The sequence below is a fragment of the Streptomyces sp. NPDC041814 genome (assembly GCF_055590565.1).
On the sequence record NZ_JBVJAM010000010.1, the window covers coordinates 248,345 to 269,047 of the forward strand.

The window sequence follows — 20,703 nt, forward strand, 5'->3', positions numbered from 1 at the left end:
GGGTTCCTTTCGGCGGCGGGGTTCGCGCACTGGTCCCATTCGATGCTGCCGGTGGGAAACGCCGCCGACCAGGCAACGAACCGGCAGTACGGGGCGGGTGGGCGCGTGCCGTCAGTTGCCGGGTTCCTGCCTGGAAGGCGTTCCCCGGCGTTGGCAGGATCGCCGGGGACCCGCCCCCCGGCAGACGTACAGAGGAGACCCGCTATGCCCGCCAGCACCGGCCCCCACGCCGTCGTCCCGCTCGCGGCGGCCGTCGCAGCGGAGGGGGTGGCGGCCGGCGACCCCGGCCGCCCGGAGCGGGGCGGGGACGTGGCGGGGCGGGGGCTGCCCGAGATCCGGGCGGCCGTCGCCGCCGCGCTCGCCGGAGTCACCGGACTGCCGGCCGACGACGTGCCGTGGGACACCGGGCTGACCGCGCTCGGCGTGACCTCGCTGGAGATCGGCCGCGTCTGCGCCCGGCTCGGCGACGCGCTGGGGCGGCCGGTGCCGATCTCGCAGATCTACCGGCAGCGGACCGCCGCCGGGCTCGCGGAGTGGATCCACGCCACGGACGGGCGGCCGCACGCGGCACCCGGCGAGGGCACGGGGGCCGCTGACGACACGCGCGCCCCGCTGTCGCCGACGCAGACCTTCATGTTCATGAAGCACGTCTTCAAGCCCGACGACCTGTCGCTGCACTCGGTGCGCTGCTGGCGCATCGAGGGCCGCCCGGACCGGGCCGCGCTGGCCGCCGCCGTGGAGTACCTGCACCGCAGGCACCGCTACCTCAGCGCCGAATACCTCTTCCAGGAGCAGCCGTACGTCCGCCCCGCCGACCTGCCCGCCCCGCCGCTCGGCGCGTTCCTCGCGGACACCGAGGAGGAGGCGAAGGACGTCCTGGCGCGCGAACTGGCCAAGCCCTTCCGGCTGGTGCGCGGCGACGTGTGGCGGCCGGTCTTCGTGGCGGTGCGCCAGGCGCACGTCACCCTCTTCGGGTACGCCGTCCACCACGTGGCGTTCGACGGCGGTTCGTCCGAGGTCCTGGCACACGACCTGTCGGCCGCCTACAACGCGTACGCCGAGGGCCGGACGCCCGGCCTGGAGCCCGCCCCCGGTCCGCGCGAGGTGGCCGAGGCGCTGGAGGCGCATCTGCCGTACGTGGATCTCGACGCCCAGCGCGAGTACTGGCGGCGCACGATCAACGGCATGACTCCGCTGGACTACCCGGGCGGTGCGGAGGCGCCGCGCGGGACGCCCTGCCGGATGATCGACCTGCCGCTGCCCGCCGGGCTCGCCGACGGGGTGCGGGGACTGGCGCAGCGCCACGGGGTCAGCCCGTTCGCCGTGTACCTGAGCGCGTACGGGCAGGCCATGGCGGAGCTCATCGGCGAGCACGACTTCGGCGTCGGCACGCCCGTCAACCGGCGCGGCAACAGCGTCCTCAGCCGGGCCGCGGGCTGCCTCATCGACATCCTGCCGCTGCGGCCCCGGACGGACCCCGACGCCTCGCCCGCCGCGTCGATCGCCGCCACCGCCGCGGCCGTCGCGGAGGCCTTCTCGGCGCAGGACCTGTCGATCTCCGAGATCGCCGGGCTCCAGCTGAAGACGGAGTCCACGGACCGCAACCGGATGTTCCAGACGATGTTCGTGCTCCAGGACAACGGACTCGGCGAACTGGCCCTGAAGGGGCTGCCGTCGCAGTTCTTCCGGCCGCGCTACCCCGGTGTCTCCGGCGAGGTGCACGCCGAGGTCTGGCCCGCCGCCGGGACGCACGGGCGGCTGGTGATCGGCTATCACCCGGACCGGACCTCCGGCGCCTTCTGCACCCGGCTCGCCGAGGCCATGCTCGCCCGGCTCACCGGATACCTGGCCTGATCCGATGACCACGTCCGGGGAAAACCCGTGGATCGGCAGCCGGATCGGCGCCGTGGACCGGCCGCGTACGCGGGTGATCTGCCTGCCGCAGTCGGGTGCGGGGCCCGCCGCGTTCACCGCCTGGCGGCCCCATCTGCCGCCCGGCGTCGAGATCGCCACCGTGGCCCTGCCCGGCCGCGGCCCCCGGACCGCCGAACCGCTGCCGCCGGACCCGGAGACCGTGACGCGCCTGCTGCTCGACGGGCTGCGCCCCGAACTCGACGTTCCTTACGTCCTGTTCGGCCACAGCCTGGGCGCGCTGCTGGCCCACGCGGTGACCGTCCGGGCCGCCCGGGAGGGGCTGCCCGCACCGGCCGCGCTCGTCGTGTCCGGGTCGCGGGCGCCGCACACCCCGCCCGGGGCCTCGGTCGCGGAGTACGACGACCAGCGCCTGGCCGCCTGGCTGACCCGGATCGGCGGGCTGCCGCCGGAGCTGCTGCGGCACGGCGCCTACGCCGCGTACGTGTTCCGCACGGTCCGCGCCGACCTGGCGCTGGCCGAGCGGATCGGGACGGCCGGGCCGGTCCGGGTCGGCTGCCCGCTCCACGCGTTCGGCGGGGCGGACGACACGCTCGCACCGCCCGCCCTGATCGAGGAGTGGCGCGCCTGCGCGGGCGGCGAGCACACCACGACGCTGCTGCCCGGCGGGCACGGCTTCCCGCAGTCCGAACCGGCGGCGACCGTCGCCGCACTGGCCGGCGTCCTGCCGGTATCCGCACACCCATCACAGGAAGGACCGCCACGGTGACCACGACCGAGCAGACCGAAGCCATCCGTACCCAGGTGAGGGCCTATCTGACCGAGGAACTGGCGACACCCGTCGCCGACGACCTCAACATCTTCGGCGCGGGCCTCGCCAACTCGCTGTTCACCATCCAGCTCGTGACCTACGTGGAGCGCGCCTTCGGCGTCCAGGTCGGCACCGACGAGCTGGACGAAGTGCACTTCTGCTCCGTCGACGCGATCACCGCGTTCGTGGCGGCCAAGCCGTCGCGCTCCGCCGCCTGACCACCCCGCCCGCCCTCTCCTGCCGGAGGCTCCCCGTGAAGCCGTCTCCTCTCGAAGCGGCCCTGCCCCTGTCGCCGTTGCAGGAAGGGATGCTCTTCCACGCCCTGTACGACGAGGAGGGCGTCGACGTCTACACGATCCAGGTCGCCTTCGGGCTGAGCGGCGCGCTCGACACGGACCGGCTGCGGGCCGCGTGCGGGGCGCTCCTGGAGCGGCATCCGGTGCTGCGGGCGGGCTTCCAGCAGCGGAAGACGGGCGAGCCCGTCCAGCTGGTACGGCGGCGGGCCGCGGTGCCCTGGACGGACCTCGACCTGACCGGGCTCCCGGCGGACGAGCAGCAGGACCGGCTCGCCCGCTACCGGACCGACGACCGGGCCCGGGGCTTCGACATGGGCCGCCCGCCGCTGATCCGCTTCACCCTGGCCCGGCTCGCCGACGACGAGCACGCGATGATCCTGACCTACCATCACATCCTGCTCGACGCCTGGTCGTTCCAGATCGTGCTGCGCGACCTGCTGGTGCTGTACGCGGCCGGGGGCGACGGCGGGGCGCTGCCGCCCGCGGTCCCCTTCGCCCGCTATCTCTCCTGGCTCGCCGGACAGGACCGGGCCGCTTCCGAGGACGCCTGGGCCGAGGCGCTGGCCGGGCTCGGGGAGCCCACCCTCGTCGCGCCCGGCGCCGAAGCGGCCGGGGGCGCCGTGATGCCCCGCGTGGCCGCCGCCGAGCTGGCCGAGGAGGCCACCGGGGCGCTCACCGCCGCCGCCCGCGCGGCCGGACTCACCCTGAACTCCGTGGTCCTGGCCGCCTGGTCGCTGGTCCTCGGCGGGCTGACCGGGCGCTGGGACGTGGTCTTCGGGCAGACCGTGTCCGGCCGCCCGGCCGGGCTGGACGACGTGGAGGACATCGTCGGCCTGCTCATCAACGCCGCCCCGGTCCGGGTGCGGCTCGACCCGTACGAGGCGCTGGGCGCGCTGGCCGCCCGCATCCAGCGGGAGCAGTCGGCGCTCGAACCGCACCACCACGTGGGCCTCGCCGACATCCAGCGGCGGGCCGGGCTCGGCGAACTCTTCGACACGTCCGTGGCGTTCGGGAACGCCCCGATGAGCTGGGACGACGTGCGCGCCCCGGCCGGCGGGCTGCGGCTGACCGCCGTCGAGGGCGACGGGTCGGCCGGGTCCACGCACTATCCGCTCAGCCTGATGGCCGTCCCCGGCAGGCGGCTGCGGCTTGAGGTCAACTACCGGCAGGACCTGTACGAGCGGGCCGAGGCCGAGAGCGTCGCCGCCCGCGTCCGCCACCTCCTGGAGACCTGGCTCACCGCCCCGGACACCCCGGTGGGGCGCGTCGCGCTGCTCACCCCGGACGAGCGGCACCGGGTGCTGGACACCTGGAACGACACCGCGCACCCGGTCGAGGACACCACCCTGCCCCGGATGTTCGCCGAGCAGGCGGCCCGTACGCCCGACGCCGTCGCGCTCGTCGCCGAGGACGCCACCCTCACGTACGCCGAGACCGCCGAGCGGGTCCGCGCCCTGGCCGCGCTCCTGCGCGGGCACGGGGTCCGGCACGGCGACACCGTGGCCGTCGCGCTGCCCCGGTCGGCCGCCCTGGTCGTCGCCCTGCACGCGGTGCAGGCGGCGGGCGCCGCCTATGTGCCGGTCGACCCGGACCTGCCCGCCGAGCGGATCGGGTGGCTCCTGGAGGACGCCGCCCCCGCGCTGCTGCTCACCGAGACCGCGACGGCCGCCGCGCTGCCGGAGACGGACGCGCCCCGGCTGCTGCTGGACGCGCCGGGGGAGCCGGTGGCGGACGTCTCCGGGGCGCCGGACGGGCCGCGGGGGGCGAGCGCGGCCTACGTCATCTTCACGTCCGGGTCGACCGGGCGGCCCAAGGGCGTCATGGTGCCGCACGCCGCCGTCGTCAACCGGCTGCGCTGGATGCAGGACCGCTATCCGATCGGGCCCGGTGACCGGGTGCTCCAGAAGACCCCGTGCGGGTTCGACGTCTCGGTCTGGGAGTTCTTCTGGCCGCTGCACACCGGCGCCACCCTGGTCGTGGCGCGCCCGGACGGCCACAAGGACCCGGCCTACCTGGCGGAGCTGATCCGGCGCGAGAACGTCTCCGTCGCGCACTTCGTCCCCTCGATGCTCCAGGTCTTCCTCCAGGAACCGGCCGCCGCGCGCCGCACCGGGCTGCGGCGCGTCTTCTCCAGCGGCGAGGCGCTGCCCGCGGCCACCCAGAACCGCTTCCTGGACCTGCTCGGTCCCGAGGGGGCCGAGCTGCACAACCTGTACGGGCCGACCGAGGCCGCCGTCGACGTCACGTACTGGCAGTGCCGCCCGGTCACCGGGGCCGGGTCCGTGCCCATCGGCCGGCCCGTCTGGAACACCCGCCTGCTGGTGCTCGACAAGGCGCTGCTGCCCGTCCCGCCCGGCGTCCCCGGCGAGCTGTACCTCGCGGGCGCGCAGCTGGCCCACGGCTACGCGCACCGGCCCGTCCTCACCGCCGAACGCTTCGTCGCCGACCCGTACGGGGAGCCCGGCGCCCGCATGTACCGCACCGGTGACGTGGTGCGCTGGACGGCCGGCGGGGTCCTCGAATACCTGGGCCGCAGCGACGACCAGGTCAAGATCCGGGGCCTGCGCGTCGAGCTCGGCGAGATCGACACCGTCCTGGCGGGCCACGCGTCCGTGGCCCAGGTCGCGACCGTGGTCCGGGAGGACCAGCCGGGAGTGAAGCGCCTGGTGGCGTACGTGGTGGCCGCGGGGGACCCGGACGCCGGGCGGCGCACGGCCGCGCTCACCGAGCACGCCGCCGGGGCCCTGCCCGAGTACATGGTGCCCGGGGCGGTCGTCTGGCTGGACCGGCTGCCGCTGACGCCGAACGGGAAGCTGGACCGCCGCGCGCTGCCCGCCCCGGCCGCCGCGACCGGCTCCGGCGGGCGGACGCCCTCGGGGCGCGCGGAGGAGACCCTGTGCGCGCTGTTCGCCGAGGTGCTGGGGGTGGCGGCGCCGGGCGTGGACGACAGCTTCTTCGACCTCGGCGGCGACTCGATCGTCTCCATCCAACTGGTCGCCCGGGCCCGCAAGTCGGGCCTGGTGATCACCCCGAAAGACGTGTTCACGCACCGGACCGTCGCCGCGCTCGCCCGGGTCGCCCGGACGGTCGCCGACCGCCCGGCCGAGCACCCGGACGCGGGCATCGGACCGCTCGGGCCCACCCCCGTCATGCACTGGCTCCGCGAGCGCGGCGGGCCCTCGGACGGCTTCCACCAGTCGGTCCTGGTCCGCGTCCCGCACCTCGGCACGACCGGCCGGCTGGCCCGGGCGGTGCAGCGGGTCCTGGACCGGCACGACGCGCTCCGCATGCGCCGCCTCGCCACCGGGCCGGACGGCCGGGACTGGGCCCTCGACATCGCCGCGCCCGGCACGGTCCGCGCCGAGGACCTGGTGCGCCGCCGCGACATCAGCGGCCTCGGCCCGGACGCGCTGCGGGCGGCCGTCGCCGAGGAGTCCGCCGCCGCGCGCGACCGCCTCGACCCGGCCGCGCGCCGCATGGCCGAGGCGGTCTGGCTCGACGCGGGCCCCGGCGCCGACGGCCGCCTCCTGCTGACCGTGCACCACCTCGCCGTGGACGGCGTCTCCTGGCGCGTCCTGCTCCCCGACCTGCACCGGGCGTGGGAGGGCGCCGCCGACGGCGGTACGGCCCGGCTCGACGCCGTGCCCACGTCCTTCCGTACCTGGTCCGAGCGGCTGCGCACGGCGGCCCGGGACCCCTGGCACACCGACCGGCTGCCGCTCTGGGAGGAGATCCTGTCCGGCGGCGACCCCGCCCTCGCCGCGCGCCCGCTCGACCCCGCGCGGGACGTGTACGGGACCGCCCGCTCGCTCACCCTGACCCTGCCGGCCGCCTATACCGAACCGCTGCTGACCGGGGTGCCCGCCGCCTTCCGGACCGGGGTCAACGACATCCTGCTCACCGCCCTCGCCCTGGCCGTCGACTCCTGGCGCCGGGCGCGCGGGACGGGCGGCGCGGGCGGGGTCCTCGTGGACCTGGAGGGGCACGGCCGCGAGGAGGAGATCGCGGACGGCCTCGACCTGTCGCGCACCGCGGGATGGTTCACCAGCCTCTACCCCGTACGCGTGGACCCCGGGACCGGAGACCTGAACCGGGCCGTGAAGCGGGTCAAGGAGCAGCTGCGGGCGATCCCCGGCAACGGCATCGGCTACGGGCTGCTGCGCCACCTCAACCCGGAGACGGCCGGTGTCCTCGCCGCCCACCCGGCCCCGCAGATCGGCTTCAACTACCTCGGCAGGATCTCCGGACCCGGCGAAGGCGTATGGGACATCGCGGCCGAGGCGGACGCCGTGGTCTCCGGGACCGACGACGCGCTGCCCATGCCGCACGTCATCGAGGTCAACGCCGCGACCCACGACCTGCCCGACGGGCCCCGTCTCACCGCGACCTGGTCCTGGCCCGGCGCCCTGCTCACCGAGGCGGACGCGGCGGAGCTCGGCGAGGCGTGGTTCGCCGCCCTGCGCGACCTCGTCGACCGCATCGCGCGCCCCGGAGCGGGCGGGCTCACCCCCTCCGACGTGCCGCTGGTGGACATCGGGCAGGACGAGCTGGAGGCCCTGGAGGCAACCTGGCCGGCGGGCCCGCCCACCGGGCTGCTGCCCGCGACCCCGCTCCAGGAAGGGCTGCTGCACCACGCCCGGTACGACAGCGGGGCCGCCGACGTCTACCACGTCCAGCTCGTCGCCGAACTCGAAGGCGCCCTCGACACCGCCGCCCTGCGCCGCGCCTGCCAGGCCCTCACCGACCGGCACGAGGCCCTGCGCACCGGCTTCCCGCTCCTCGACTCCGGCGAACCCGTCCAGGCCGTCGCCGCACGCGTCGAAGTCCCCTGGGCCGAGCTGGACCTGACCCGCCCGGACGGATCACCGCCGCGCCCCCGCCTGGACGCCTTCCTCGCCCGCGACCGGCGGGCCCGGTTCGCCATGGACCGTCCGCCGCTGCTGCGCTTCACGCTGCTCAGGACGGGGGCGGACCGGCACGCCCTGGTCTTCACCAGCCACCACATCCTGACCGACGGCTGGTCCACCTCGGTGCTGCTGCGCGACCTGTTCACGCTGTACCTGAACGGCGGCGACCCCGCCGCGCTGCCCCGGCCCGTCCCCGCCCGGGAGTACGCCGCCTGGCTGGCCGACCGGGACCGCGAGGCCGCCCGCGAGGCGTGGCGCACCGCGCTCAAGGGCCTGCCCGGGCCCTCCCTGATCGCCCCCGGCCACGACACCGGCACCCTCACGACCCTTCCCGAGCGGATCACCGCCGAGCTCCCGCAGGACCTCACGGCCGCGCTCACCGCCGCCGCCCGCACGGCCGGGGTGACCCTGAACACCGTGGTCCAGGGCGTCTGGGGGCTGCTCCTCGCCGAGCTGACCGGGTGCCGGGACGTGGTGTTCGGCGCGACCGTCTCCGTCCGGCCGCCCGAACTCCCCGGCATCGAGGACATGGTGGGGCTGTACATCAACACCGTGCCGGTCCGCGTCGAGGCGGCCGACCCCGCCGAACCGCTGCGCGCCCTGCTCGTACGCGTACAGGCCGCGCAGGCGGAACTGGCGGACCACCACCACCTCGGACCGGCCGACGTCCAGCGCCTCGCGGGCGCGGGGCCGCTGTACGACACGTCGATCGTCTTCGAGAACTACCCCAGGGCGGCAGCCCTGCCCGCCGTGCCGGGTGCGGGGCTGCGCGTCGCGGACTTCCACGGCCGGGACGCCTACCACTACCCGCTCAAGCTGATGGCCGTCCCCGGCGACCGGATGTACCTGGAGGTCAGCCACCGCGCCGAGCTGGTGGACGCCGGACACGCCGCCGCCGTGCTCGACCGGCTCACAGCCCTGCTCACCGCCTTCGCCGAGGACCCGGAGACCGCGACCGGGGCGCTGCCCGGGACCGTGCTGCCCGTCCTGGACGCGAGTGCCGCGCCGGTCGCGCCGCCCGCGCCCGCCGCCGGTTCCCCGGCGCCGCGCACCGAGGCGCTGTGCGCGCTGTTCGCCTCGGTGCTGGGACGCGAACACCACGGCGCCGACGAGGACTTCTTCGACGCGGGCGGCGATTCGCTGCGCGCGCTCCGCCTCGCCGGACGCGTCCGGGAGGCGCTGGGCGCCGAGCCGGACCTCGTACAGATCCACCGCCACCGCACTCCGGCCGCCCTGGCCGCCGTGCTCGTACCCGTACAGGACCACCAGGAAGGAAGTCAGTGATGGCGAACCCGTTCGACAACGAGGAGGGGACCTTCGTGGTCCTGGTCAACGACGAGGGGCAGCACTCGCTGTGGCCGTCCTTCGCGGAGGTCCCGGCCGGCTGGACCGTCGCGCACGGGGAGTCCGACCGGACGTCGGCGCTCGCGTACATCGAGGCCCACTGGACCGACATGCGGCCCAAGAGCCTCATCGACGCCACCGCGTAGCACCCCGCCCCCGCCGTACGCCGCTGAGGAGAACGAGTCCATGCCCCGCACCCTGCACGACGTCGTGGTCACCGGCCTCGGAGCCACCACCCCGCTCGGCGGCACCGCCCCGGCCACCTGGGAGGCGCTGCTCGCCGGGCGCGGCGGCACGGTCGCGCTCACCGGGCGCTGGGCCAAGGACCTGCCGGTGCGGATCGCCGCCCGGGCCGCCGTGGAGCCGTCGTCCGTCCTGGACCGGATCGAGGCGCGACGGATGGACCGGGCCGGGCAGTTCGCCGTCGTCGCGCTCCGCGAGGCGTGGGCGGACGCCGGGTTCTCCGCCCCGGCCGGGGAGGACGGCGGCCCCGACGCCGACCGGACGGCGGCGGTCGTCGGCACCGCGTTCGGCGGGCTCGGCACGGCCCTCGCGGGCGAGGAGGTGCTGCGGACGGGCGGGCCCCGGCGGGTCTCCCCGATCGCGATCCCGATGCTGATGGCCAACAGCCCGGCCGCCCAGGCCAGCATGGTCATCGGCGCCCGTGCCTGCGCGCAGGCCCCGGCCACCGCGTGCGCGGCGGGCGCCGAGGCCGTGGCGGCCGGGCTCGACCTGATCCGGCTGGGCCGCGCCGATGTGGTCGCGGTCGGCGGCAGCGACGCGGCGATCAACCCGCTGGCGATGGCCGGGTTCGCGAACATGACCGCGCTGTCCCGGCGCAACGAGGACCCGGAGCGGGCCTCGCGCCCCTTCGACGCCGGGCGGGACGGGTTCGTCATGGGGGAGGGGGCCGCGGTGCTGATCCTGGAACGGGCCGGGCACGCGCGGGCCCGGGGCGCCAGGATCTACTGCGAGGTCGCCGGGGCCGGGATGAGCGCGGACGCCCACCACATGGCCCGGCCCGAGCCGACCGGGAAGTCCCTGGCCCGGGCGATGGAGCGGGCCCTCGTGGACGGCGGCCTGACCACCGCCGACGTGGTCCAGGTCGGGGCGCACGCCACCTCGACCCCGGGCGGCGACATGATCGAGAGCCGGGCGATCGGCGCGCTGTTCGGGCCGGACGGGGTCCCGGTCTCGGCGATCAAGTCGATGACGGGCCATCTGCTGGGCGCCGCCGGGGCGTTGTCCGCGGTGGCGGCGGTGCTCGCGCTGCGGGACCGGGTGGCTCCGGCCACCGTGAACATCGAGGAGCTGGACGAGACCATCGAGCTGGACGTGGTCCGCGCGGCCCCCCGCCCCCTGCCCGCCGGGCCCGCCGCCGTGCTGAGCAACGCGTCGGGCTTCGGCGGCCACCAGGTGGCGCTGGCCCTGCGGGCGGGGTGAGGGGGAGGGGGGAGGGGGCGCGGCGGGACCGTCAGGCGCCGAGCGTGCGGCCGGACTCCTCGTCGAGCGTGTCGATGTACGCCTTGATCCAGCCGTAGACCCGGTAGCCGTAGCGGGTGCCGCGGTGCACGCGGATCAGGGAGGCGTCGGCGAGCTCGGCCAGGCCGCAGACGACGCTGCCCGCCGTCCAGGCGCCCGCCGGATGGTCGCTCACCACGTCCTCGACGGTGAACGAGTCGAAGGACCGCGCCAAGTGGTGCAGCAGGTCCCGCTGTTCGGCGGTGAGCAGGTCGTAGCTCCAGCGCACGCTGTCCGCGAGGGTCCTGTGGTGCGAGACCGCCGACAGGTCGAAGCGGTCGAACATGTACAGCGCGGGACCGCTGTACAGCAGGGACTCCAGCGACACGGTCCGGATGCTGTGCGCGGCCGCCTCGATCGCGCGCGGCAGCCCGTCCAGGCGCCGGCACAGCTCGGCCACCTGCGGCAGGCGGCTGCCCAGGTCGAGCGTGGGCACGGTGGACCTGGCGCGGCGCAGGAACAGCTCGACGGCGGCGGGCAGGGCCGCCCCGTCCTCCGTGCGGCCGTCGGCCGCGGGGGAGGCCGCCTCGTCCGCGCACGGTTCGCCCGCCGGGAGCGGGGACACCTCCCACACGTCGGCCGACAGCACGGCCAGCGGCCGCCGTGAGGTGATCAGGACCCGCAGTCCGGGATGCGTCACGACGAGCCGCAGGACCAGCCGGGAGACCGTCGCGACGACGTGCTCCGCGTTGTCCACGACGAGCAGCAGGTCCAGCTCCCGGCCGGGTTCGCGGGCGACCGCGTCCGCGAGGACCGCGTCCACGGCCCGGTGCACCTGGTCCCGCGCCGCGGCCGGGTCCGCCGATTCGGGGGTGCAGGGGCCGAGTTCGACCACGCCGACGCCGTCGCGGAAGCGTTCCTGGAGGCGGGCGGCGGCGGTCAGGGCGAGCCGGGTCTTGCCGACGCCGCCGGGCCCGGTGAGGACGAGCAGCCTGCCCCGGCGCATGGTGCCCAGGACATGGCGGAGGTCGTCGTCGCGCCCGGCCATGGCCTCGGTGAGCGGGCGGGGGCCGCGCCAGCGGTCCGGGTCGACCGGGTGCGGCCAGTGCCCGGAGGCGTCGTGCCGGCGGGGCAGGAAGAGCGGGGTGACCTCGTGGCCGGGGTGGAGTCCCTCGGCGCCGGCGAGTTCGGCGAGCGAGGTCCCGAAGGCGCCCAGCAGGAGGTCGACGGAGGCGCGGCGGGGCCGCTTGTTGGAGCCGGTCTCGATATTGCGGATGGTGCGCACGCTGACCCCGGAGCGCTCCGCCAGCTCCTCCTGGGTCCAGCCGCGCGCCTGTCTTCGCTCGGCGAGCAGATGGCGCAGGCGGCGGACGTCCGGCGTCGCGGACATGGGCTGTTCGATGGCCTCGATCATGTTCCAGATCCCCCGATTGCTTCTCGTGGCCGTGGCGGTGTGACGCCCCGCCCCGTCCGCCCGGGAGCGGACCGAGGCCGGAGGCGTCCGGTGTCACCGGGTCACGAGGCGGGGTCGCTGCCGATGTGGGCGATGCGGTTGGCCTCGTCCACGAAGACGACGCGGGGCTCCCGCTTGCCGATCTCGTCCTCCTCCACCGACCCGTAGGCGATGATGATGACGATGTCGCCCGGGGCGACCAGCCGCGCCGCCGCGCCGTTGATGCAGACGACGCCCGAGCCGCGCTCGCCCTCGATGATGTACGTCTCCAGGCGCGCGCCGTTGTTGACGTCCACGATGGCCACCTGCTCGCCGAGCAGCAGGTCCGCCGCCTCCATGAGGTCGGGGTCCAGGGTGAGTGAGCCGACGTAGTTCAGGTCGGCCTCGGTGACCGTCGCCCGGTGGATCTTGGACTTGAGCATGGTGCGGCGCATCGGGAAGTTCCCCCTTCGAAGCGGGCCGGGATTCCGGTGAAGCGAATGAGAGATGGAGGGAATCCGGCCAGATGTTGACGTTGGCGTTTCAGGTGGGGGGTCGTCCGTACATGATGGAAGAAACCCCCGCCGGGTGGATTCTGCTCATGCGAACACACGCGCGGAAGGGGGTATTGGTGGCAGCATTTTCCCGGTGGCAGCACCGTGCCAACGGCGTGGCGCGGGTCCGGGCCCGCCGGCCCGCCGCACCCCTCGCCATCTGCGGCGACGTTCGGCCCGGAGGCCGAGGTGGCATGAGGCTGCCGCTGGTCCTTTCCTGCCACCGGGAAACCTTTCCTGCCGCCTCCCTTTCGCCCAGAATGGATCACGGACAGAGCAGAGTTGCCCGCTGCCGCCCGGTTACAGGACCACCGGCGGGCGGGGGATGACAATTGGGGGACAAAGACATGAGCAGCGCTGGTCGAATTCTGGGCTTCGCGACCGCCGCGGTTGTTTTCTCATTCGCTTCCCTGGGTGCGACCGCCCAGGCCGACACCGGCGCCGGTCCCGCGGACGCCGGGGTCTCCCTGCGCTGCGAGGCCGCGGGCGGGTCGCTGGAGGGGAACCTGAACTGGGACCTGGTGCCCGACGGGAACCTGAACTGGGACTCCGTGCCGGACGGCCTGGACCTGGACCTCGGTCTCGACGTGGAGCTGCCCGACGGCAACCTCAACTGGGACTCGGCGCCCGTCTGCACGGCCGCCGCCGGGGTCAACTAGTTCAGAGCCAGCCGCGCTGCCCCGCCCGGAGACCGGCCTCGAACCGGCTCCGGGCGTTGAGGCGTTCGCTCAGGTCGGCCGTCATCCTGCGCACCGTGCGCAGCGAGACACCCAGGCTCTTGCTCGCGGCCGCGTCGGTGAGACCCTGGGCGAGGAGCCGCAGCAGCTCCTGTTCGCGGCGGGCGAGTCCGTGCTCGTCCAGCTCCTCGCAGCGGTCGTGGCCGTCGCCGAGCGGGACCGCGTCCGCCCACACCCGTTCGAAGAGCTCCACGAGCGCCTTCACCACGCCGGGCGAGTTGATCTGGACGGCCCCCTTGCGGGTGTGGTCCGGGTCCATGGGCAGGATCGCCACCGCGCGGTCGATCACCGCCATCCGTATCGGCAGCACCGGCACGGTCCGGACGTGGCCGCCGATGCCGGTCAGCCAGCCGGCGTACTCCACGGTGGTCGGGTCGTTGCGCACGCTGTCCAGGTAGACCGTGCGCATCCGCACCCCGCGTCCGATGACGTCGCTGTCGAGCGGCTTGCTGGCGGCCAGGCTCGCGGCCGACTGGCCGCCGCCCGGATTGAACGTCATGCACTCCTGCCGGGCCGCGTCCGCCAGATCCTGCATGCGCTCCTGTACGGAGTCCATGCCGATCAGGCGCTCCGCGTCCGGCTGTGAACGCGACGGGTACAGATGCCCGAACTCCGCCAGCATCGCGCGGATGTCTGCCCGGGTGCGCTCGTACTCCTTCTGCCGGTCGTGCAGTTCGGTGAGCTGGTCGCTCAACAGGGAGTACAGGCTCAGGTTCGGGTCCACGGGCCGCAGCTCGTCATGGCGCGGGACCGCCAGGAGCTTGCGGTCGATCAGCTGGTCGACCGCCCGACTCACCTGCTCCTCGGTCAGGTTCAGCCGCTGCCGCACATCGCTCGGCCGCAGCCCGTGGTTTTCGAGGATGAGCCGGTACACATCCTCTTCATGGGATTCGAAGCCCAATCTGCTCAGCATTGTTGTCCCCCACAACGCATACCGAGGGGTGACGCGACAGGCGCGCACCCCTATGGGGCCCCTGTCCTTCGGCCCCTCGACCCGCAGGAGTGTAGCTCCGGTGAAGGGTTGACTGTAGGTGCGTGTATGCGTATATGTCCTACCCTTTTGACGGCACGGTTGGCCTAGTGCCGGTCAAAAGAGGGTCAAGAGACGGTAGGCAGAAGCGAGAAGTCTTCACCTTTCGCCAACGCTTCCTCCACACCACGCACAAACTCGTCGTGGTGTCGCTCATCCGGCAGCCGGCCGGGGTCGAGCCGCTGCAGGAGGCGCTGGAGCGCCGGAACCAGCCATCCGTCACCGCGCACCGCGCTTCCCGCCCGCTCGCCGCCGTACAGCCACGCGTACAGGCAGGACGCCGCTGCGTGCAGCACACAGTGCCGGGCCGCCGTGCGGGACGCCGCCACCGAGTCCGGAGCCCGGCCCGCCCCGGTCACCTCGGCGTACAGGGCCTGCCGCTGGACCGTCAGCTCCGCCAGTAGGACTGCGAGTTCGGCCGCCGACCGCTCGTCCAGGCGCTCCTTCGCGACGACGGCCGACTCTTCGACGGCCTCCGTCCAGCCCCGGGTGATCTCGTCCTGGGCGGCGCTGGTCAGCTGGAGCGCGTCGCCGGACGGGGACCACACCGGCGCCTCGCGCGACCAGTCGAACAGGGCGCGCAGCACCTCGCGGCCGCCTTCGGCCGGCCGGTCCGCGACGGCCGCGACCGTCGGCAGCTGCGTGGCGATGCTGTGCAGATTGACGTGGGTCGTGCCCTCGAAGACCGTCGTGATGGCGTGGTCGCGGCGCAGCTTCTGCAAGGCCCCCGAGGCGACGCCCTCGCGCAGGTAGCCACGCGCCCCCAGCACCTTGCCCACGTGGTCGAGCACCTCTTCGCCCATCACCGGGACCAGGTACTTCACGACCGAGGACCACAGGCTCATCCGCGACGGCACCACCGACAGGGCCCGCGCCACGGGCAGCGCCACGCACTCCGCGATCAGGAGATCCAGATGGGCGCCCACCAGGTGCTCACGCACCACGGGGAGCTCCTTGACCGGTGACCCGTACAGCACCCGCTCATTCGCGTACCGCACCCCGATCCGCAGCGCCGAGTCCATGGTGCCCAGGGACATCGCGCCGATGGCGGTCCGGGTGATCTGGAGGGTCTTCAGCACCGAGGCGAGCGCCCGGTACGGCCGGCCGACCAGTGCCGAGCGGGGGACGCGCGCGTCGTGGAACGTGATCCCGCTCAGGTCGTGGCCGCGCAGACCGGCGCCCTTCACGAACGGGGTGTTCGTCCACGCCCCGTCCGCCAGCCGCTCCTTGTCCACCAGGAACAGCGAGAGCCCGCGCCCGTCGTGCTGGGCGAGGACGCTGACGAACCGCGACCTGGTCGCGTTGCCGACCGGCCACTTCTCCCCGTTGAGGACGATCTCGTCGCCGTCCGACACGGCCGTCGTGCCGCTCGCCGCGAGGTCGCTGCCGTGGTCGCGCTCCGAGATGCCGAAGCACGCCATGGCCCCGGCGGCCAGCCCCGCGGCCACCGGGGCGCGCTGCTCGTCGGTGCCCCACAGCCACACGGGCGCGGCGCCCAGCAGGGTCGAGCCGAACAGCACGGAGAAGGTGAGGTTGCGCCGGGCCAGGGTGCGGGTCAGCAGTAAGGCCGACTCCAGGTTCCGCAGCCGTCCGCCGTCGCCCTCGGGGACCAGGAAGTCGGCGAACCCCCAGTCCAGCAACAGCTTCTTCGCGCCGGCCGGCAGTTCGTCGCGCTCCTCGGCCGGGACGATCGCGGCGAACGAGAAGGGCCCATCGCCGTCGACCGGGTCGCCGAGGAGCCGTTCGAGCGAGGCGACGGTGGCGAGGGTGGGCCGGGCGTGCTCCAGCGTCATCGGAACAGCTCCATGAGGGTGTGGGAGGTGTGCCCACCGGGTCACGGGGGCGGGTGGCGCCCATGCTCGGGGCGCGGGCGCGCGGGCCACCAGGCAACCGACCGGCAGCTGTTGATGCCCGCAAATTGCCCAGGGCCTTCCTGGCCGGGTGCGCCCGGGCGGGCGAGGGTGTGGGCCGGGGCCGACGGGCCACGGTGGATGAAAGGATCGCGTTCCCGATGACCGACGTTTCCGTTGAGGGCTCGGCCCCTCCGCGCGCCGAGGACGGCTCCGCCGACCCGACGCTCTTCACCCTCGACCGGGCCCGCGAGGACCTGATGGAGGTCGACGCCTCCATCCGCGCCTGCCTCACCTGGGACTACGACGGGCGCGACACCCGTATCTGGAAGCTGTACCAGCGCAACAAGCAGAACCAGTGGGACGCCGACACGGACATCGACTGGAGTTACGACGTCCGCTTCGGCGCGCCCCTCTCCGACGACCAGAGCGCCGGTCTCGCCTCGTTCGTCGTCTCCGAGGGCAGCCCCGTCCCCCGCGAACTGCTCAACAGCTTCCGCTGGGAGTACCAGGCGTGGATGGTCAGCCAGTTCCTGCACGGCGAACAGGGCGCCCTCGTCACCACGGCCCGGCTGGTGGAGACCGTCCCCGACCTGGAGGCGAAGGTGTACGCGGCCTCCCAGGTCGCCGACGAGGCCCGGCACGTCGAGGCGTTCGCCCGGTACATCGACGAGAAGATCGGCGTCTCCTACCCGATCAACCCCGGCCTCAAGGCCCTGCTGCGCGACCTGCTCGCCGAGTCCCGCTGGGACGTCGTCTACCTCGGCATGCAGGTCATCGTGGAAGGGCTCGCCCTGGCCGCGACCCGGCTCGCCAGCAGCGGCTTCGGCGACCCGCTGATCACCTCGATCACCCGGATGATCGCCAAGGACGAGGCCCGGCACATCGGCTTCGGCGTGGTCTCGCTCACCGGCCTCTACAACGACATGACGACCCGGGAGCGCGACGAGCGCGAGGCGTTCCTGCTGGAGGCCGTCCACCTCATGTCCCGCCGGTTCCTGCTGCGCGAGGTCTGGGAGAACATGGGCCTCGACGTCGAACGCGGCCTGGCCTTCGCCCGGACCGACCCGATGATGTTCGGCTACCGGCAGCTGCTGTTCCAGCAGGTGATCCACGTCCTGCGGCAGCTCGGCCTGCTCACCCCGAAGCTGCGCGACCTGTTCCTCGCCGAGAACCTGGCCCGGCCCGAGGCGCTGCGCACCGCCGCCTGACCCCGCACCCCGAAGCGGAAGGAGAGGGCCGGCGATGTCAGTCGTCCGTACGCGCCTGCCCGAGGTCGTCGTCACCGGCCTCGGCGCCACCACCCCGTTGGGCGGCGACGCCCCCGCCACCTGGGAGGGCATCGTCGCGGGCCGGTCCGCCGCCCGCGCCCTCACCGAGCCCTGGGCCGATGCGCTGCCCGTCCGCATCGCCGCCCGGGCCGCCGTCGAACCCGACACCGTCCTGGACCGGACGCGGGCGCGCCGGCTCGACCGGGCCGCCCGGTTCGCGCTCGTCGCCGCCGAGGAGGCATGGGCGGACGCCGGATTCCGCGGCCCGGCCGGCGACCACGGCGGGCCCCCCGCCGAGCGCGTCGGCGTCGTCATGGGCAGCGGCATCGGGGGCGTCGGCGCCCTCCTGCGCGCCCAGGAACAGCTGCGCACCGGACGGGAGCGCGCCATCTCCCCGTACACCGTGCCCATGGTCATGGTGAACGGCGCCGCCGGGGCGGTCAGCCTCGCGCTCAACGCCCGGGCCGCCGCCCTCTCCCCGGCGGGGGCCTGCGCGGCCGGGGCGGAGGCGGTCGCGGCGGGCCTGGACATGATCCGCCTCGGCCGGGCCGACGTGGTCGCGGTCGGCGGCAGCGAGGCCATCATCGGCGCGCTGACGCTCACCGCCTTTGCCTCGATGCACGCGGTCTCCCGGCGCAACGACGACCCGGCGGGCGCCTCCCGCCCCTACGACAAGCAGCGCGACGGGTTCGTCCTCGGCGAGGGTGCCGCCGTCCTCGTCCTGGAGTCCGCCGAGCACGCCCGCGCCCGGGGCGCCCGGGTCCACTGCGTGCTGGCGGGGGCCGGGGTGAGCGCGGACGCCCACCACATGGTGCGGCCCCAACCGGACGGACTCGGCCTGGCGAGCGCCCTGCGCAAGGCGCTCGCGGACGCCGGGCTGACCCCGGCGGACGTGAAGCACGTCAGCGCCCACGCCACGTCGACCCCGCAGGGCGACATCGCGGAGAGCCGGGCGCTCAACCATGTGCTGGGGGAGTCCGGTTACGCCGTCTCCGCCGTCAAGTCGGCCGCCGGGCACCTGATCGGCGGCTCCGGGGCGCTGGGCGCGCTCGCCGCGGTGCTGTCCCTGCGCGACCGCACGGTCCCGCCCGTCGCGAACCTGGCCGACCAGGACGACGCCATCGCGCTGGACGTGGTGCGCACCGTGCCCCGCGCCCTGCCGGCCGGTGACCTCGTGGCCCTGTCCAACGCGGCGGGGTTCGGCGGCCACAACGTGGTGCTGGCGTTCCGCTCGTAGCGCCGGAACGGATGTGGGGGGCCGGTCGCGGACCGGCCCCCCACATCCGTGTGCGTGCGTACGGGTCAGACCGCCGCCGTGTCCGCGAGCGTGCCGTCGCACAGCTGCTTCCACATCAGCCGTCGGCGCGGCTTGCCGCTCGACGTGACCGCCAGGCCGCTGCGGCGGACGTGGACGAGCAGCAGCTCCGCGTCGGGCAGCGACTCCGTGACGACCTCCCGGGCGACCGCGTCCCACTCCGGCTTCGCGCCCTCCATGACCACGGCGGCCGTCGCGACGCCGTCGCGGAAGCCCAGCAGGACCGCCGCCCGGCGCTCGGTGACGCCCAGCTCGTGCAGCCGGCCCTCCAGACTCTCCGCGAAGACCATCTTGCCGTTCATCTTGATGCCGTCACCGAGGCGGCCCAGCACGAACAGCTGGCCGTCGCGCAGGAATCCGGCGTCGCCCGAGCGCAGCACACCCGACGCCAGGCTGGTGCCGGACGCCGAACCGGCCTCGCCCACATAGCTGTTGCCGCGCACCGACGTACCGCCGACCACGATCTCGCCCACGGTGCCGTCCGGCACGGGCCGGTCGTCCTCGTCCAGCACGGACACCATGACGCCCTCCATCGGGCGCCCGCAGCCCACGATGCGGGCCGTGCCGGGCCGCCCGTCCTCACCGTCCGGCGCGGAGGCCGCCCAGCCCTCGTCCGGGGCCAGACCGGTCACCCCGAGGGTCGCCTCCGCGCCCCCGTACGCCGGGGTGAAGACGCCGCGCCGGAAGCCGTACGGGCCGAGCAGCGCCTCGATCGCCTCCAGGGCGTCCGGGTCGATGCGCTCGGCGCCCAGGCTGACCGATTGCAGGGCGCTGAAGTCCAGGCCCTCCAGGGCGGCCGGGCGGACCCGGCGCAGGATGTACGCCAGGCCGAAGTTGGGCATCGCGGTCAGGCCGATCCGGTGCTCGCTGATGCAGCGCAGATAGCGGAGCGGGTCGCGCAGGAAGTGCTCGGGCTGCATCAGCCAGCCGTCGCACCCGGTGACCACCATGTTGATCAGGCAGCCGGTGAGGCCGAAGTCGTGGTGCACGGGCATCCAGCTGATCCCGGCGTCCTCGGGCCGCCACCGCAGCCGGCGCCGCATCGCGGTGATGTTGGCGCGCAGCGCGTCGGACGCCACCCGCACCCCGCGCGAGAAGCCGCTCGACCCGGAGGTGAACTGGAGCAGCGCGTGGTCCGGCAGCGGATACGGGGCGGGCGCCGGTTCGACGTCCCGCACCAGCTCGTCGAAGAGCACCGGCTGGCGGATGCCGAGCCCGGCGCACGTCTTGCTGACCGCCTCGAAGGAGTCCTCGTCGCAGATGGTGAGGGCCGGGGCCGCCGTGCGGAAGAGGTGGTCGACGTGGCGCTGGTAGTCCTCGCTCCGCTGGAACGCGAACGGCGGCGCGATCGAGGACGGCGTCGCCCCGGCCGCGAGCGAGCCGAACAGGCTGGCCGCGAAACCGGGGCTGGAACGCTGCACCACGACCACCACGTCGTTGTGGCGCACCCCGTGCGCGCGCAGCGCGGCGGCCGTGGTGAGGGTCAGCCGGGCGAGCGACCGGTAGGAGTGGAAGTCCCAGCTGTCACGGGGTCCGGCGAAGTAGAGCCCGCGGTCGGCCGGCGCGTCGGTCAGCCACTCCAGCAGGGCGCGGTCGGGATAGCTCTCGGGACGGGTCAAAGCAGTGGTCCTCTCAGCCTCTGCGGGCATTGCTGCGCATCATGCCGAGCGGCGGCGGGCCCCTTCCAGGCAAGAATCCGGTAACTCGCCCCGGCGGCCGACCGGCAGCCGGGCGACGCCGGTTGCCGGTCGCTTTCCTGGTGACCGCACGTGCGTTCGGCGAGCATCGATGCCACGGCGCCGGCCCGTCGACACCCTGCCGTC

Annotated in this window: 14 protein-coding genes; 9 read left to right on the forward strand and 5 right to left on the reverse strand. The window is 74.5% G+C overall.

Annotated features, from left to right (window positions below):
* Window positions 1-204 precede the first annotated feature (204 nt).
* Genes ACZ6C6_RS25400 through ACZ6C6_RS25425 form a run of 6 tightly spaced genes read left to right on the forward strand, consistent with a single transcriptional unit; the run spans window position 205 to window position 10,673 of the window.
* A complete protein-coding gene (locus ACZ6C6_RS25400) occupies window positions 205-1,854 on the forward strand; it encodes a condensation domain-containing protein (RefSeq protein ID WP_469205592.1) in 1,650 nt (549 codons plus the stop codon).
* 4 nt (window positions 1,855-1,858) lie between these two features.
* On the forward strand, window positions 1,859-2,641 hold the full coding sequence (locus ACZ6C6_RS25405) for a thioesterase II family protein (protein WP_469205594.1): 783 nt from the start codon (window positions 1,859-1,861) through the stop codon (window positions 2,639-2,641).
* Window positions 2,638-2,901: an acyl carrier protein gene (locus tag ACZ6C6_RS25410; protein WP_445063645.1), complete on the forward strand. Its 264-nt coding sequence runs from the start codon at window positions 2,638-2,640 to the stop codon at window positions 2,899-2,901. Before ACZ6C6_RS25405 ends, ACZ6C6_RS25410 begins: the two co-directional genes overlap by 4 nt.
* 35 nt (window positions 2,902-2,936) lie before the next feature.
* A complete protein-coding gene (locus tag ACZ6C6_RS25415) occupies window positions 2,937-9,170 on the forward strand; it encodes an amino acid adenylation domain-containing protein (RefSeq protein WP_469205596.1) in 6,234 nt (2,077 codons plus the stop codon).
* The gene (locus ACZ6C6_RS25420; protein WP_469205598.1) at window positions 9,170-9,376 is read left to right on the forward strand and encodes an MbtH family protein; all 207 of its coding nucleotides are present in this window, start codon (window positions 9,170-9,172) and stop codon (window positions 9,374-9,376) included. The genes ACZ6C6_RS25415 and ACZ6C6_RS25420 overlap by 1 nt, the downstream gene beginning before the upstream one ends.
* 40 nt (window positions 9,377-9,416) lie before the next feature.
* Complete coding sequence (locus tag ACZ6C6_RS25425; protein WP_469205600.1) at window positions 9,417-10,673, forward strand: beta-ketoacyl-[acyl-carrier-protein] synthase family protein; 1,257 nt, start codon at window positions 9,417-9,419, stop codon at window positions 10,671-10,673.
* Between the two features lie 31 nt (window positions 10,674-10,704).
* Here the strand turns inward: ACZ6C6_RS25425 and ACZ6C6_RS25430 are convergent, their stop codons facing one another.
* The gene (locus ACZ6C6_RS25430; protein ID WP_469205602.1) at window positions 10,705-12,105 is read right to left on the reverse strand and encodes an ATP-binding protein; all 1,401 of its coding nucleotides are present in this window, start codon (window positions 12,103-12,105) and stop codon (window positions 10,705-10,707) included.
* A gap of 101 nt (window positions 12,106-12,206) precedes the next feature.
* Window positions 12,207-12,578, reverse strand: a complete 372-nt coding sequence (panD, locus tag ACZ6C6_RS25435) for an aspartate 1-decarboxylase (protein ID WP_469205604.1) — start codon at window positions 12,576-12,578, stop codon at window positions 12,207-12,209.
* Between the two features lie 446 nt (window positions 12,579-13,024).
* Here panD and ACZ6C6_RS25440 point away from each other — a divergent pair, with 446 nt between their 5' ends.
* Complete coding sequence (locus ACZ6C6_RS25440; RefSeq protein WP_469205606.1) at window positions 13,025-13,336, forward strand: hypothetical protein; 312 nt, start codon at window positions 13,025-13,027, stop codon at window positions 13,334-13,336.
* Between the two features lies 1 nt (window position 13,337).
* On the opposite strand, the gene ACZ6C6_RS25445 is transcribed toward ACZ6C6_RS25440, so the two are convergent.
* A complete protein-coding gene (locus ACZ6C6_RS25445) occupies window positions 13,338-14,327 on the reverse strand; it encodes a helix-turn-helix transcriptional regulator (RefSeq protein WP_469205608.1) in 990 nt (329 codons plus the stop codon).
* Between the two features lie 185 nt (window positions 14,328-14,512).
* The gene (locus tag ACZ6C6_RS25450; protein WP_469205610.1) at window positions 14,513-16,237 is read right to left on the reverse strand and encodes an acyl-CoA dehydrogenase family protein; all 1,725 of its coding nucleotides are present in this window, start codon (window positions 16,235-16,237) and stop codon (window positions 14,513-14,515) included.
* A 218-nt stretch (window positions 16,238-16,455) separates the two neighbouring features.
* Between ACZ6C6_RS25450 and ACZ6C6_RS25455 the strand changes: the two genes are divergently transcribed.
* Window positions 16,456-17,505, forward strand: a complete 1,050-nt coding sequence (locus ACZ6C6_RS25455; protein ID WP_469205612.1) for a ferritin-like domain-containing protein — start codon at window positions 16,456-16,458, stop codon at window positions 17,503-17,505.
* A gap of 34 nt (window positions 17,506-17,539) precedes the next feature.
* Window positions 17,540-18,802, forward strand: coding sequence for a beta-ketoacyl-[acyl-carrier-protein] synthase family protein (locus ACZ6C6_RS25460; protein ID WP_469205614.1), 1,263 nt, complete (start codon window positions 17,540-17,542; stop codon window positions 18,800-18,802).
* A gap of 65 nt (window positions 18,803-18,867) precedes the next feature.
* Here ACZ6C6_RS25460 and ACZ6C6_RS25465 read toward each other — a convergent pair whose 3' ends face one another.
* Window positions 18,868-20,499 (reverse strand): AMP-binding protein, encoded by a 1,632-nt coding sequence (locus tag ACZ6C6_RS25465; protein ID WP_469205616.1) that lies wholly within the window; start codon window positions 20,497-20,499, stop codon window positions 18,868-18,870.
* Window positions 20,500-20,703: the final 204 nt, after the last annotated feature.